Below are 14,062 nucleotides of genomic sequence, written 5' to 3' on the forward strand. Positions count from 1 at the left end.
TTTTTAAAATCGCGATAAAGCAAATAAGTATTTTTAATATAAAGAATTTACTATGAAATAATAACTTCACCTTTTCCAATAATAACAATTCTATAGCTAGGTTCAAGAGGAATCAAGCTATAGTTTTCTGATTTGGGTGGTAAATGAATAGACTGTATTTGACGCTGATCTTCATCAAATAATGCCATATAAACACTATTATCAGGTGATATATTTTGAATAGTATAACGATTTTTGGGTGTAATATTGAGGTTAGATAATTGATACACACCTTCTTTAAAGGTTGTTGCTGCAAATGTAGGAATTAATACGAAGGAACTAAGTAGTACACATACTAAAATTAATTCCACTTTTAAAAATTTTTTCATAAAAACCACCTTTCAAATTTGTTATATTGATATTACTGTCTAATCAATGAATACATCTCCATTACCAACTATTGCAATTCTGTAGTCAGGTTTTAGTGGTAATAAATTATATTTTCCAGATTGAGGACCTAATCGTATAGATTGAAGTTGAAGCTGATTTTCATCAAAAAGAAGTATATAAACACTATCTTTCGGAGATACATTTTGAACACTGTAGGTATTTTCTGTGGAAAAATTAAAATCAGCTGCCTTATAAATACCTTCTTTAAAAATGTTAACAGCAAAGGCTAAGTGTGTCACATTAAATGATAAAAATATCGTAATTAAGAATATTAATAAAAATTTTTTCATAGTATAACCACCTTAAGATCTTAATATAAACTTATTATGTGGAACTTTAATTTAAATATTCAAATTTTAAATTGATGATTTAATGAAAAAAATCTGTCAAAATTATTTTATGATTTTGATAGGTTTTTCTTTTTTTGCACGAATTAATATATGTAAGTATAAACTTATTAAATGCAAGCTTGCTTTGTGGGAAGAGGTAAAAAATGAAGGTGAATGAATATAACTACATTAAAGAATTAAGGAATAGGAATGAAAAAGCCTTAGATTATGTTATTGACAATTATGGCTGGATTATAAAATCTATTGTAGGAAAACATCTATATGGTATTCATAGTGTCCAAGAAGAATGTATAAATGATATTCTCTTAGGGATTTGGAACAACATAAATAGTTTTGATGAAAGTAAAAGTGATTTTAAAAATTGGGTTGCAAGTATATGTAAATTTAAATGCATTGACTATAAACGAAAATATTTAAAAGATCTGCAACATGAGAACATAGAGGATTTAAATATCAGTGAGGATGGTATTGAAAGGAAAGCATTAGAAAATGAATTAAGTAATGAAATAGAAGAGCTACTTGATTGTTTAAAGGAAAAGGATAGAGATTTACTATACAAGCTATATGTTGAAGAAATGGACATTAATGAAATAAGTACAGAATATGGAATGAAAAAAGAAGTCATATACAATAGATTATCTAGGGCAAAAAAGAAAATAAAAGATATATTTAATACTAATAGAAGAGGTGCTAAGTATGAATAATGATATATATAGTTTGCTTAATGATGCAAAAATAAATTTAGAGGAATATAGAAAAGATGATTTTAATGATATTGAAAAGAAATTACTTAAAAAGAATATTAGAAAAGCTATTAAGAGCAATAGTAAACAAAGTAATAGAAGAAAAGTAATAGCAGCAGCTGCAATAGTGGTATTAATAACAGGCATGTCTTTTGGGAATACAAGAGCGTATGCTTTATCAAAAATAAATTTAGTCAGTGAAAGTATTTCGAGTGCCTTGGGAATAGAAAAGAACTTAGAAGATTACAGTACCATAGTTAATAAAGTTATTACGGATAATGGAGTTTCAGTTAAATTAAATGAAGTAATATTAGATGGTAATGAATTACTTGTATCTACTAATATAAGTTCAGACAGGATTTTAAAAGAGGACGACTTTTGGAGTGGAACTATGACAATCTATATAAATAATAGAAAAATTAAATATACAGGAGCAAGTGGGGGGATAGAAAAAATAGATAATAATACTACACAAGCAGTAATTGGATATAATTTAGATTCAATAAAAAATATGGATTTAAGTGGTGATTTAAATATAAAAATATTATATTCAAAGATTACGTTAAATGGTGATGAAGAAAATATAAATGGGATTTGGAAGTTTGAATTTAAAACCAATGGAGATAAGCTTAAAATAGACACTAAAACAGTAAACCTTGATTATGGCTTTGAACTTGATAATGGAAGTAAATATATATTAGAAAAATACACAGGTAATTCTTTAGGTCAAAAAATATATGGTAAAATCATTGATAATTCAGCTAATAATGAAGCCTACAATATTTTATTAAAAGGACATGATGATTTAGGAAATAAGATTATATTCGATTTAGCTAGAGAAGGAGAAAATTGTTTTGTACTAAGATATGAAAATGTCTTAGTTGGAAATCTTAATGAAAAGGCGAGTAAATTAATACTAACACCATATGTAGTAAAAGTTCCAGAACATAGTGGTAAAGAGCTAGGTTTTGATGAGTATAAAAAAGCTGGAGAGGAATTTACAATAAATATTAAATAATTATTTATTAATTGAAGAGGTAGCAATAATAGAAGTTTTCTTGATTTATGTATTAATTTAAGAAAACTTCTGTTTTTTGCTATTTTTTGCATAAATGAAGTTAATAAATATTTAACATTGTAGAATTATTAATAAAATTGAAATAATTTATACATTAGGATATAATATAACTTAATAGGAAAGTGTTTTCATAATTGATATTATTATAAAAAAGTGATTTTTTACTCGAAAAATGTATTATAAGTGCTAGAGTGATATCTTTCATTTTAATTATGAAAATATATTAAAATATGTAAAGGTTTAATTTTATGGGTGAGGTAAAAAGGGGGAGTTTGGTTATGAAAAGTATAAAAACTAAAATGATTCTTTATATGGAGGTTGTAATTTTTATAGTTATAGTAGGACTAAGTGGTTTTGTATTGCAAAGATCAGCTAATTCACTTCAAACTACCACAGATAAAACTATGATATCAATTGCAGAACAGGCTTCTAAATTAGTCTCAAGTAGGGTTGATGAACAGTTAAATATATTAAGAGTTCTTGCAAATGAGAAATATTTGTCTGATGATTCCATTTCAATTAAAGAAAAACTTGATTTATTAGATAAAGATGTAAAGGATTATAAATATTCTAAAATAGGGATAGCAGATTTAAAGGGAGAGATTATTTCTACTGATGGCACTACTACTAATATTGCAGATAGAGATTATTTTAAAAAAGCTGTTGCAGGAGAATTAAATGTTTCTGATCCTTTAATAAGTAAGGTCAATAATTCAATACTTGTAAAATATGCTGCTCCAATAAAAAAAGATGGCAAAGTTATTGGTGTTTTAACAGCAACAAGAGATGGTAATGAAATTAGTGGAATTACTGATGATATTACTTTTGGGAATACTGGTAAAAGTTTTATGATAAATAACCAGGGAGTATCAGTAGCTCATTATAATAAAGATTTAGTGTTAAAAATGGACAATGTTTTAGAAAATGTTAAAGAGGATTCAAGTTTAAAATCGCTTGCTGAAATAGAAAAAAGAATGGTAGCTGGCGAAAAAGGCTATGGAACATATATGTTTGAGGGAAAAGAAAAATATATAGCTTTTGCGCCTGTTAATGGAACATCATGGTCCATTGGTATTTTAGTAGAATCAAGTGAAATAATGTCTGAGTTGAACAGTTTAAAATTGGGCATAGTTATTTTAGCAGTAATATTTTTATTAATAGGGTTAGTTGTTGTATATTTTATATCAAATAATTTTGCAACTAGAATTAAAATTGCAACAAATTATGTTGTAACAATAGCATCAGGAGATTTTTCAAATCCAGTATTAAAAAATCATTTGTCTATGAAGGATGAAATTGGTAAAATGATTCAAGCTGTAAATTCTATGCAGCAATCAATAAGAGGTATGTTGCAATCAGTTATAGATAATTCAAGCAATATTGATATGGATTCACAAAACTTATCAGCAGTAGCTGAAGAAATGAGGGCTTCTTCTGAAGCAGTTTCAGCTGCAATTCAAGATGTTGCAAAAGGGACAACCTCTCAATCTACGGATTTAATGGAAATGACTAATTCGTTAGGTAAGTTTGGCGATAGCTTAGAACAAATTGGCAATGAGATTGTTGATATTCATGATAATTCAAAAGGCATTATGACTTTAGTAAATGAGAGTAACAATAAAATGTACAATCTTGCTAGTTCTGTGAAAGATACAAATAATACATTTATAAGCTTTGAAGCTAAAATTAAAAATCTTAGTACTAATATAAATAAAATTAATGAAATAACAAGTATGATAAATTCAGTTGCAGAACAGACAAATTTATTAGCACTAAATGCAGCTATAGAAGCAGCAAGAGCTGGTGAAGCTGGAAAAGGCTTTGCAGTTGTAGCAGATGAAATAAGAAAACTTGCTGAACAGTCAAAAGTATCCTCTGAAAATATAACAAAATTAATAGGTACAATTTCAGCAGAAAATGAAATTATGATAAATACAACTCAAGCTGTAAGTGAGGATTTTAATAATCAAGCAGGTTCAATAGATAATACAATATTATCATTTAATAGTATAGTAGAAGCGGTTAATTTAATTATTCCGAAGATAGAAAATATAACCCATTCTTCAGAAGAAATAACAAAGGAAAAAGATAATATAATTTTAAAGATAGATAATATTGCTGCAATTGCAGAAGAATCAGCTGCTGCTTCAGAAGAAATTGCAGCTTCCTTAGAAGAAATGAATAATTCATCTATAGAAGTTTCTGATGCTGCTAAAAACCTTGAAGTTAGAACAGGGGAAATGATAACCCACGCAGAACGATTTAAAATGTAAATTAGGTGCTATAAAAATAAATTTTAATTTACATTAGGTAAGTTATATAAATTATAATTTGATAATGCATCTAAATAATTAAGGGGAACCTAGTCCAGATGGAGCAGGTTCTCTTTTTCATATCCAGCATAGCTGCCATTTCTAATGTGTACATTGTTCGAAAAGGCAGATGCGCACCTATAAAAAGAGTGCGAAGCACAATACGGAACTTAATATTAAAAATCTCCGGCTCCACAGTCGCCTGCGATTTTTTATTGCAAATTTAGAAAATGCTCAATAAAGTGCAACAAAATACAATAAAGTATAATAAAATGCTTGACGATGGTAAAAAGAATTATTATAATTTGATCATAGATTACTTTTGAAAGGATAGATTTTGTATGGAAAATCAATTTTATACAATAGATAAAATAGCAGAAATATTAGGAATGCATCACAAAACTATAAGAAAGTTTATAACAGAAGGAAAGCTTGCAGCAAGTAAAGTTGGAAAGCAATGGAGAATTTCTGGTCATGATTTAAGTCTTTTTATGGAAAAAAATAATGTTAATATAAATGATAAAAATATTACAAAAGAATCAAATATTGATTTTATTACTAATGGAGAAGTTAAAGTCACTGAAAAGCAAAAAATCAATGTATCAACGGTCGTTGATATAAATGATGTAGATAAAGACGAATATTTTAGAATATCAAATACGCTTATAGCAGTAATGAATTGTAAAGATCCTAAAATGGGCAAATCGACAATTAATATGAAATACGATGAAAAAGAAAATAGGTTAAGGGTTTTACTATGGGGGACTGTTAGCTTCATTGAAGAAATGTTAAAATCCATTTCTATGCTTGTGGAACAAAGAGATTTATAAGGAGAGTGAAGATTTTGAATTATAGAGTAGTAAATAAAAATAATGTTAAATATATTGAATTTGCTTCTGAAGCTTGGAAACTTTCTTCAGAGCAAGATGTGGTGGATTGCATATCTATTTGTATGGAAAAGGACATTTATACAATTATCTTTCATTCAAAGGTGTTATCTGAAGATTTCTTTAATCTTAAGACAATGCTTGCAGGTATGGCATTACAAAAATTTATAAACTATCATGTGAAAGTTGCAGTGATTATAGAAGACGAAGAACAGTATAATGATAGATTTAAAGAAATGATTATGGAAGCTAACAAAGGAAACAATTTTAGAACCTTTAAGAATATTCAAGAGGCTGAAATTTGGATTTCGAAATTATGACACTAAGGAGAAATGAAAATGAATAGTGTATTTAAAACTGAAGCAGGAAGAAAGGAGGTTATAAAACTTTATGATGAATTTCTTCAGAAATCGGCATTAGCCTATGAAAAATTTTATGTGAATACTAGATATGGAAAGACTTTTATTATAGCTAGTGGTGAGAAAAGTAATCCACCTCTTATATTACTACATGGGAGTGGCATGAATTCTGTAATGTGGTTAAGAGATATAAAAGAGTATTCTAAAACTTACAGAGTGTATGCAATAGATATGTTAGGTGAGCCGGGGAAAAGTGATGAAAACAGGCCTTCCTTAAGTGGCTCTTGTTATCCGGAATGGCTTAAGGAGGTATTTGAGAATTTATCAGTGGAAAGGGCTAATATTATTGGAATTTCACTTGGAGCGTGGCTAGCAATAAAGTTTTCAGTATATTATCCAGAAATGGTAACTAAACTTGTATTGCTTTGTCCATCTGGTGTTGGACCACAAAAGAAAGCTTTTATTTTTAAAGCTTTAATTCATGGGATTTTAGGTGAAAAGGGTATAGATAAATTATATTACAAAGTTAATGGTAATCAGGCTATACCAGAAGAAATGTTAAAATATCAAAAACTTATAGGAAGGCACTTTAATTATAGGAGAGAGAGCATTCCTATATTCTCTGATGATGAACTAAAGCTGTTAACAATGCCAACAGTGCTATTTGTAGGAGAAAAGGATATAATGTTACATTCAGATAAGACTGCAAGGCGTTTAAGTAGCTTACTTCCACATGCAGAAATAAATCTTTTGCCTGAAGCAGGACATTCTAATGTTAATGATATAAGCAAGATAATAGAATGGTTGAATTTATTATAATACCCTTGTTTTTTTTGGCTCTTTTTTGTTAGTGAGGTTAAATTACTTAAAAATATTTTTTAATTATAGTATTTTCTGTTTTTAATATTTTATGAGAATTATGTTAAAATATGTTATAATATAACCAAATAAATACATTTTTTGATATAATTTTTTATATTTGAGAAAAAGGAGAGGATATTATGAGTTTGTATAACCCTAAAATTACTGAGACCAAATTTGAAGATAAGGTAGCAATTCCAGAAGCTTTAGTTTTTAGTGGTGGTGGAATTAAAGGACTTGCTTATGTAGGCGCAATAAAAGCTTTAGAGGAAAAGAAATTATTTCAAAATGTGAAAAGATTTGCAGGAGCAAGTGCAGGGGCAATTACTGCAGCGCTATTAGCAATAGGAATGAATGCTAATGAATTAGACAAGCAGATGAGTAGTGTGGACTTTGCTACATTTCTGCAAAAATCAAATGTAAATATAGAGAGTTTGGTGAATAAACCTTTAGAGGAATTCTTATTAAAGGGGATAGATGTTATAACTGATGAAGTTAGAAAGCAGGGACTTTGTGATGGAAGCGTATTCTTAGAATGGCTTATATCAATGTTTAAGCTTAAAGGCTTTGATGAAACTACCACCTTTGCTCAATTGTATGAAAAAACAGGGAATGAGCTCATAATAGTTCTTTGTTGTGCAAATTATAGTAAAACCGTGCTTGCATGGCACAAAAATGATGAAACAGCTAACATGTCGGTTGTAACTGCAGTAAGGGGATCGATGTCTATTCCTTTTGTGTTTGAACCATTGCTTTGGAATAATAATACTTATGTAGATGGAGGTACAATGTATAATTATCCTATTGAAGTGTTTGATGAAGAGATTTCTCCTAAAAAAACTTTAGGTTTTATATTATCAACTCAATCAAGCATTCTTACTCCTAAAAGAAAAGAGGATAATGGACTATTGTCACATTTAGCTTGTATTTATGATGCAATTATGAATGTTTCATATGAATATTGTTTTAGAATGGAAAATCATCATAGAACTGTTTTTATTGATCCAGCTGGTGTGGGAACATTAGATTTTAAATTGACAGATGATCAAAAGAATGCTTTAAAAGATAATGGATATAAGGCTACTATGAATTATTTTGGAAATATAATGAAACAATAATGTTGCAAAAGTAGCTACAATTAAGGCACAATAAAATAATTAACTATTTTATTGTGCCTTAGAGGTTAACCTTTCATTGATACGGCAATATAATTTAAGTCACTTATACATTTCCAGTGTAATCTGCATATAAGAACATAGCAGCTTCTTTTGTCCTTCGCCTATAAAGGCCTTCTATTCTCTGGCCTCCGCCATTACTCCAAGCTTGAAAATTGGCAGTAATCGTATCAGGATCTCTAACACCAGCAACTACGTTACTATACAAGGTTGAGCCTAACAAAGCACCTGTGCCGCAATTGTATGAAAAACTTGCAAAAGCATCAAATTCGTTTTGGGTTAGTGTTACCCCTTTATCATCTAAGTCTGATTTAATTACATTTGCATATTGGGTGTTTATGAGGTTTTTTAACATTTCACTTGCTTGAGCTTCTGTAACACTTGAAAGTCCCTTGATTTCATCACCAGTCATTCCATAACCAAGGGTTAAAACTCCTACACAATCAACATAGGGTTCAGGGGAAAATCCTTCCCAAGATTTAATAAAGTCTATGCCAGCATCTGAGACTAAGGAGCCATCTTCCATTGATCCATCTGAATTAAAAGAATAACTTTTATTATCAATTGTTAGTGTACAATTAGCAGCCATAGCTCCTTTATATTGTGCTTTAGTTGAATCGGTGGTTTCGTATAAATAATACCATTTAGTACTTTCATCTTGATACCAGCCAGTTAACATTTGCCCATTTTCATTTAAAAAGTACCATCTACTACCGTCTTGCAGCCATCCTGTAGCCATTGCACCATTGGATTTTAAATAATACCAAAAGTCTCCTACTTTTTGCCAGCCTGTTAATAAAACATTATTATCATCGACTAAACACCATTGCCATTTTGCCATTTACATCACCTCTTTCTAATTTGGAACATCTGCACTTATTGCATTTACAGTAGTGCCAAGGAATTGTTTGTTATCTGGATTATCAACTTGTACATTAGAGCTAGCAGTTAAATCTTTATTACTTGAATTTGTATTAGGAGAAGTATAAGTAGCTATATTGGAAGTTACTGTTGTATTAGAATTGCTGGTCTTATCAGGATTTGCGTTTACGTTAGTGTTAGTAGCTGTATTGGAATTTGTTTTTAAATTAGTGTTAGTAGTTAAATTTGAATTTTTTTCTGAAATAGTAGAAACATTATTTATTTTTAGGTTCGGATTAGTGCTTATATTTTCAGGTATTGGCAATTCGGATTTTTTTACATTATTCATAGATGTTACTTGCTGTGTGGATTCTATATTTTTATATTTATTTACTTCTCCTGCTATAGCTTGTCTTAGATAATCTAAATCAGCTTGAGTTAAGCCAGGGACTTTACTTAGTAATAATTTGTTGAATTCATCCATTTTAGACCCTAGTAAAACTGAACAATTTTCATTGATCCTAAATTTTTCTTCGACAATATTCCAGACTTCTTTTGCAGTGTTTAACTCTTTTTCATGTCCACTTGATGCTATTCTTAGATCCACTTCCCTTTTCTTAGTAACTAATAATTCTATTACTGCATCTCCAATTCTTTTTATTATGTATACCAATATAGAGACTATTGCAGTAGTAATAATTGGAACAATTTGGTTAATAAATAATTCACCCATTTTACATTTCACCTCTCATAATTATATTTTATACCAACATTATGTATACTTTGTGTAAATATTCTACATGATGGGAAAATTATCCTTCAATATTTAATAATATTTATGATATAAAATATAAAATTAGAAAAATATTATTTTATATTCTATATTTCTTGTAAAAAATACATCTAATAATAATGTTAATTACTAATGAGTAAATTAAATTAAAAAAATTATGAAATATTATAAAAAATCAGAAAAAATATGTATTTTAAGAAGGTTTTTTGAAATTTATATAGAAATATATAATTAAATGGTAATTATATATTATTTGAAGAATTATATTACATAATTGGTTTTAAATTTTTGAGGAATAAGAAAATATTCTTTGAAAATTTAGATATATATGGAAACGGAAGTTTCCTAAAGAATTTTAAATATGAGAGGGGAGAGTTTTTATGGATCCGTTTTTAGGTCAAATTATACCATGGTCCATTGATTGGGCACCAGTAAATTGGGCACTTTGTAATGGTCAAGTACTTCAAATCAATCAATATCAAGCACTTTTTACAGTGCTTGGCAATAAGTTTGGTGGAGATGGAAGAACTACTTTCGCTTTACCAGATTTACGCGGGCGTATACCAGTTGGTGCGGGCACTTTAACACCTAATGGAAGTACATACAACCTTGGAACTATGAGTGGAACAGAAACAACTACACTAACTCAAAACAATTTACCATCACATACACATACTTTTGTAGCTAATGCTACAGGTAATGTAGCACTTAACAACCTTAATATTGGAGTTACTACTAACGTCGGAACTCCAGCGTATAATAATAATCCACCAGCGACTGATCTTTCAGATGTTCCTGGGGCAGGAAAGTGTATTACTCAAGGAAAGACTGATCAAGGAGATTTATTACAAATGTATACTTCAAATCCGCCGAATATAACTATGGCAACTACACCTGTTATAGGAAATGTAACTGTAGGAGGAACTGCTTCTACGACTGTAAATGTAAGTGGAACTACAGGTGCAACAGGATCAGGTCAATATTTTGATAATAGACAACCTTATGTAGTTTTGAATTATATTATAGCTACTCAAGGTGTATATCCTAGCAAACCTTAACTGTGTGCTAAAATCAAGGGATAAATCGCAAATATATTTTGAAACAGAAGTCTATTAAAGTAATTTTAAATATGAGAGGGGAGAGTTTTTATGGATCCGTTTTTAGGTCAAATTATGCCATGGCCAATTGATTGGGCACCACGAGGATGGGCACTTTGTAATGGTCAAATACTTCAAGTTACTCAGAACGCAGCACTTTTTTCACTGCTTGGGAATAGGTTTGGTGGAGATGGAAGAACTACTTTTGCATTACCAGATTTACGAGGGCGTGTACCAGTTGGTATGGGCACTTTAACACCTAATGGAAATACTTATAACCTTGGAACTATGAGTGGAACAGAAACAACTACACTAACTCCAAACAATTTACCACCACATACACATACTTTTGCAACTAATGTTACAGGTAATGTAGCATTAAACAACATTAGTATTGGAGTTACTACTAACGTTGGTACTCCAGCGTATAATAATAATCCGCCTGCGACTGATCTTTCTGATGTTCCTGGGACAGGAAAATGTATTACTCAAGGAAAGACTGATCAAGGAGATTTATTACAAATGTATACTTCAAATCCGCCCAATATAACTATGTCAACTACACCCGTTAAAGGAACTGTAACTGTAGGAGGAACTGCTACTACGACTGTAAATGTAAGTGGAACCACGGGGGCAACAGGATTGGGTCAATCTTTTGATAATAGGCAACCTTATGTAGTTTTGAATTATATCATAGCTACTATAGGTACATATCCTACCAGGCCTTAACTGTGTATTGAAATCAATAGATGAATCGGAAATATATATGTAAACAGAAGTTTACTAGAATAATTCTAAATATGAAAGGGGATAGTTATTATGGATCCATTTGTAGGTCAAATTATGCCATGGCCAATGGATTGGGTGCCAGAAGGATGGGCGCTTTGCAATGGTCAACTACTTCCAATTAATCAGAATATCAATCAAGCACTTTTTTCACTAATTGGTTATAGGTTTGGTGGAGATGGCAGAACTACTTTTGCGTTACCAGATTTACGCGGGCGCGTACCAATTGGGGCAGGGAATTTAGTAACATCTAATGGAACTAGTGTATACAACCTTGCAGCTAAGGGTGGAACAGAAACAACTACACTAACTCCAAACAATTTACCACCACATACACATACTTTTGCAGCTAATGCTACAGGTCCTGTAGCACTTAACAACATTAGTATTGGTGTTACTACTAATGTAGGGACTCCAGCGTATAATAATAATCCACTAGCGACTGATCTTTCTGATGTTCCTGGGCCAGGAAAGTGTATTACTCAAGGAAAGACCGATCAAGGAGATTTATTACAAATGTATACTTCAAATTCGCCGAATGTAACTATGGCAACTACACCTGTTAAAGGAACTGTAACTGTAGGAGGAACTGCTTCTACGACTGTAAATGTAAGTGGAACTACAGGTGCAACAGGATTAGGCCAATCTTTTGATAATAGACAACCTTATGTGGTTTTGAATTATATTATAGCTCTTCAAGGCATATATCCTGACAGACCTTAAGTGTGAGCTATATATGGAGGGTATTTCAAAGATAGATTTAAGACCAATTAGTATTTATGACGAGGAGGTTATTTACGAGATCTTTATTAGTAGTCGTCCAGATCTTGAATGGATAGGGGGATTAGATGGAGATCAAAAAGATAAGCTTATTCATCAGCAGTTTATATGTGAACATGAGTATTTGCAGCAGGAATATCCAAATGCTAAATTATATGTTGTTCTATTAAGTGATATACCAGTAGGGCGAGTTTATATAAACAAAGGAGAAAAGGTTTTTCATATAATTACAATGGCTATGCTTCCAAAATACAGGAGTAAAGGGATAGGGAGTAAATTATTTGAAATTTTTATGAAGGAAGCTTCTGATGCTGGAAAGCAGATAAATTTTCAAGTATCCTGGTTTAACTATTCAGCACGGGTTCTTTATGAAAGGCTTGGATTTAATGTAATAAGGGATACGGGGGTATATTGTGAAATGCAATGGACTCCTGATTAATGAAAAATGAGGGCGTAAGTATTTATGCTCTCACCTTTTAATGCATAAGGTTTAATTTAAGGAAGGGGGAATAGTATGAGAAATGGTATTAGAAAATTTAAATTAGTGTCAGTAATTCTTGGAGTAGTAATCTTTATAATGTTTTCACAAAATGAAAATGCGTTTGCACTGGCATATGATGGGACAGTGAACTTTGGTACTACTGCTAGTACATTAGGAACAACTTCAACACCAGGTGATACTATAACGGCTTCGGATGTTCTTTCAACTGGTCTTGATTTTATTGGTTCAAATGGTACTTCAACTAGTACAACACTTAGAATCTTTTCAGCAGGGGGAAATGCGGGTGGTTATTTTCGAATGTCAGGTGTCTCCGGAATGACTATTAATTATCTTGAGATTCGAGCACGAGAGGGTATTTTTGATCTCCCAAGTCTTTATTTAAATCCAGTTAATGGTGGGAGTACAAGCTATAATATTCAAGCATTAGATAGTTCTTTTCAACTAACTGGAAGTATAATTACTAGCAGTATGACTCCTAGTACATGGACACTTGTAAGTACTAATTTTATTGGTATAGCTGGTTTTCGTATTACTCCAGCCAATGGAAATATGATTGGAGTTGATGATATTTTTATTCAAAATCCTAGGCTTGCGTCATCAACTTATAACGTAATGTATAACGGAAATGGAAATACAGGAGGAACAGTACCAACAGATTCAACAAGTTACACAAGTGGTACAATAGTAACCGCAGCATCGAATAGCGGAAACTTAGTTAAAACAGGATATACCTTTGCAGGCTGGAATACAGCAGCAAATGGAAGTGGAACAGATTATGCAGCAGGAAGTGGTACATTTAGTATAGCAGCAAATACTACTTTATATGCTAAGTGGACGCCAGTACCTACAACATATACGGTAACGTATAACGGAAATGGAAATACAGGAGGAACAGTACCAACAGATTCAACAAGTTACACAAGTGGTCAAACAGTAACCGCGGCAGCGAATAGCGGAAACTTAGTTAAAACAGGCTATACCTTTGCAGGCTGGAATACAGCAGCAAATGGAAGTGGAACAGATTATGCAGCAGGAAGTGGTACATTTAG

Annotated in this window: 16 protein-coding genes; 12 read left to right on the forward strand and 4 right to left on the reverse strand. The window is 30.9% G+C overall.

Annotated features, from left to right (window positions below; genetic code table 11):
• Nucleotides 1-50: 50 nt before the first annotated feature.
• Both L3B98_RS27465 and L3B98_RS27470 read right to left on the reverse strand, forming a co-directional pair.
• Nucleotides 51-368, reverse strand: a complete 318-nt coding sequence (locus L3B98_RS27465; protein WP_238919036.1) for a hypothetical protein — start codon at nucleotides 366-368, stop codon at nucleotides 51-53.
• Between the two features lie 39 nt (nucleotides 369-407).
• The gene (locus tag L3B98_RS27470; RefSeq protein ID WP_238919037.1) at nucleotides 408-719 is read right to left on the reverse strand and encodes a hypothetical protein; all 312 of its coding nucleotides are present in this window, start codon (nucleotides 717-719) and stop codon (nucleotides 408-410) included.
• Between the two features lie 203 nt (nucleotides 720-922).
• Here L3B98_RS27470 and L3B98_RS27475 point away from each other — a divergent pair, with 203 nt between their 5' ends.
• The 7 genes from L3B98_RS27475 to L3B98_RS27505 all read left to right on the forward strand — a co-directional run bounded on the left by L3B98_RS27475 (nucleotide 923) and on the right by L3B98_RS27505 (nucleotide 8,137).
• Nucleotides 923-1,483 carry a sigma-70 family RNA polymerase sigma factor gene (locus L3B98_RS27475; protein ID WP_238919038.1) on the forward strand — a complete coding sequence of 187 codons (561 nt, stop codon included), beginning with the start codon at nucleotides 923-925 and terminating at the stop codon, nucleotides 1,481-1,483.
• Entirely contained in the window at nucleotides 1,476-2,540 is a 1,065-nt protein-coding gene (locus L3B98_RS27480; RefSeq protein ID WP_238919039.1) for a DUF4179 domain-containing protein, read from the forward strand. Before L3B98_RS27475 ends, L3B98_RS27480 begins: the two co-directional genes overlap by 8 nt.
• 338 nt (nucleotides 2,541-2,878) lie before the next feature.
• Nucleotides 2,879-4,873 (forward strand): methyl-accepting chemotaxis protein, encoded by a 1,995-nt coding sequence (locus L3B98_RS27485; RefSeq protein ID WP_238919040.1) that lies wholly within the window; start codon nucleotides 2,879-2,881, stop codon nucleotides 4,871-4,873.
• A gap of 380 nt (nucleotides 4,874-5,253) precedes the next feature.
• Complete coding sequence (locus L3B98_RS27490) at nucleotides 5,254-5,742, forward strand: helix-turn-helix domain-containing protein (RefSeq protein WP_238919041.1); 489 nt, start codon at nucleotides 5,254-5,256, stop codon at nucleotides 5,740-5,742.
• A gap of 14 nt (nucleotides 5,743-5,756) precedes the next feature.
• Complete coding sequence (locus L3B98_RS27495; protein ID WP_275298513.1) at nucleotides 5,757-6,119, forward strand: DUF4180 domain-containing protein; 363 nt, start codon at nucleotides 5,757-5,759, stop codon at nucleotides 6,117-6,119.
• A gap of 12 nt (nucleotides 6,120-6,131) precedes the next feature.
• Nucleotides 6,132-6,977, forward strand: coding sequence for an alpha/beta hydrolase (locus L3B98_RS27500; protein ID WP_238919043.1), 846 nt, complete (start codon nucleotides 6,132-6,134; stop codon nucleotides 6,975-6,977).
• 182 nt (nucleotides 6,978-7,159) lie between these two features.
• On the forward strand, nucleotides 7,160-8,137 hold the full coding sequence (locus tag L3B98_RS27505) for a patatin-like phospholipase family protein (RefSeq protein ID WP_238919044.1): 978 nt from the start codon (nucleotides 7,160-7,162) through the stop codon (nucleotides 8,135-8,137).
• A 103-nt stretch (nucleotides 8,138-8,240) separates the two neighbouring features.
• On the opposite strand, the gene L3B98_RS27510 is transcribed toward L3B98_RS27505, so the two are convergent.
• Nucleotides 8,241-9,035: a lysozyme gene (locus L3B98_RS27510; protein WP_238919045.1), complete on the reverse strand. Its 795-nt coding sequence runs from the start codon at nucleotides 9,033-9,035 to the stop codon at nucleotides 8,241-8,243.
• 15 nt (nucleotides 9,036-9,050) lie between these two features.
• Nucleotides 9,051-9,788, reverse strand: a complete 738-nt coding sequence (locus L3B98_RS27515; protein WP_238919046.1) for a hypothetical protein — start codon at nucleotides 9,786-9,788, stop codon at nucleotides 9,051-9,053.
• Nucleotides 9,789-10,228: 440 nt separating this feature from the next.
• Here L3B98_RS27515 and L3B98_RS27520 point away from each other — a divergent pair, with 440 nt between their 5' ends.
• The 5 genes from L3B98_RS27520 to L3B98_RS27540 all read left to right on the forward strand — a co-directional run.
• Nucleotides 10,229-10,906 (forward strand): tail fiber protein, encoded by a 678-nt coding sequence (locus L3B98_RS27520; RefSeq protein ID WP_238919047.1) that lies wholly within the window; start codon nucleotides 10,229-10,231, stop codon nucleotides 10,904-10,906.
• 90 nt (nucleotides 10,907-10,996) lie between these two features.
• Nucleotides 10,997-11,674 carry a tail fiber protein gene (locus tag L3B98_RS29190; protein ID WP_343073712.1) on the forward strand — a complete coding sequence of 226 codons (678 nt, stop codon included), beginning with the start codon at nucleotides 10,997-10,999 and terminating at the stop codon, nucleotides 11,672-11,674.
• A gap of 90 nt (nucleotides 11,675-11,764) precedes the next feature.
• Nucleotides 11,765-12,454 carry a tail fiber protein gene (locus L3B98_RS27530; RefSeq protein WP_238919048.1) on the forward strand — a complete coding sequence of 230 codons (690 nt, stop codon included), beginning with the start codon at nucleotides 11,765-11,767 and terminating at the stop codon, nucleotides 12,452-12,454.
• A gap of 13 nt (nucleotides 12,455-12,467) precedes the next feature.
• Nucleotides 12,468-12,950, forward strand: coding sequence for a GNAT family N-acetyltransferase (locus tag L3B98_RS27535; RefSeq protein WP_077361878.1), 483 nt, complete (start codon nucleotides 12,468-12,470; stop codon nucleotides 12,948-12,950).
• Nucleotides 12,951-13,025: 75 nt separating this feature from the next.
• On the forward strand, nucleotides 13,026-14,062 hold a 1,037-nt coding region (locus tag L3B98_RS27540), incomplete at its 3' end, for an InlB B-repeat-containing protein (protein WP_238919049.1).

This window comes from Clostridium sp. YIM B02555 (assembly GCF_022320955.1).
In the GTDB taxonomy this organism is placed as follows: domain Bacteria; phylum Bacillota; class Clostridia; order Clostridiales; family Clostridiaceae; genus Clostridium; species Clostridium saccharoperbutylacetonicum.

Coding starts and splice junctions, on each gene's coding strand:
- L3B98_RS27465 (WP_238919036.1), bottom strand. CDS start 368: ATGAAAAAATTTTTAAAAGTGGAATTAATTTTAGTATGTGTACTACTT.
- L3B98_RS27470 (WP_238919037.1), bottom strand. CDS start 719: ATGAAAAAATTTTTATTAATATTCTTAATTACGATATTTTTATCATTT.
- L3B98_RS27475 (WP_238919038.1), top strand. CDS start 923: ATGAAGGTGAATGAATATAACTACATTAAAGAATTAAGGAATAGGAAT.
- L3B98_RS27480 (WP_238919039.1), top strand. CDS start 1,476: ATGAATAATGATATATATAGTTTGCTTAATGATGCAAAAATAAATTTA.
- L3B98_RS27485 (WP_238919040.1), top strand. CDS start 2,879: ATGAAAAGTATAAAAACTAAAATGATTCTTTATATGGAGGTTGTAATT.
- L3B98_RS27490 (WP_238919041.1), top strand. CDS start 5,254: ATGGAAAATCAATTTTATACAATAGATAAAATAGCAGAAATATTAGGA.
- L3B98_RS27500 (WP_238919043.1), top strand. CDS start 6,132: ATGAAAATGAATAGTGTATTTAAAACTGAAGCAGGAAGAAAGGAGGTT.
- L3B98_RS27505 (WP_238919044.1), top strand. CDS start 7,160: ATGAGTTTGTATAACCCTAAAATTACTGAGACCAAATTTGAAGATAAG.
- L3B98_RS27510 (WP_238919045.1), bottom strand. CDS start 9,035: ATGGCAAAATGGCAATGGTGTTTAGTCGATGATAATAATGTTTTATTA.
- L3B98_RS27515 (WP_238919046.1), bottom strand. CDS start 9,788: ATGGGTGAATTATTTATTAACCAAATTGTTCCAATTATTACTACTGCA.
- L3B98_RS27520 (WP_238919047.1), top strand. CDS start 10,229: ATGGATCCGTTTTTAGGTCAAATTATACCATGGTCCATTGATTGGGCA.
- L3B98_RS29190 (WP_343073712.1), top strand. CDS start 10,997: ATGGATCCGTTTTTAGGTCAAATTATGCCATGGCCAATTGATTGGGCA.
- L3B98_RS27530 (WP_238919048.1), top strand. CDS start 11,765: ATGGATCCATTTGTAGGTCAAATTATGCCATGGCCAATGGATTGGGTG.
- L3B98_RS27535 (WP_077361878.1), top strand. CDS start 12,468: ATGGAGGGTATTTCAAAGATAGATTTAAGACCAATTAGTATTTATGAC.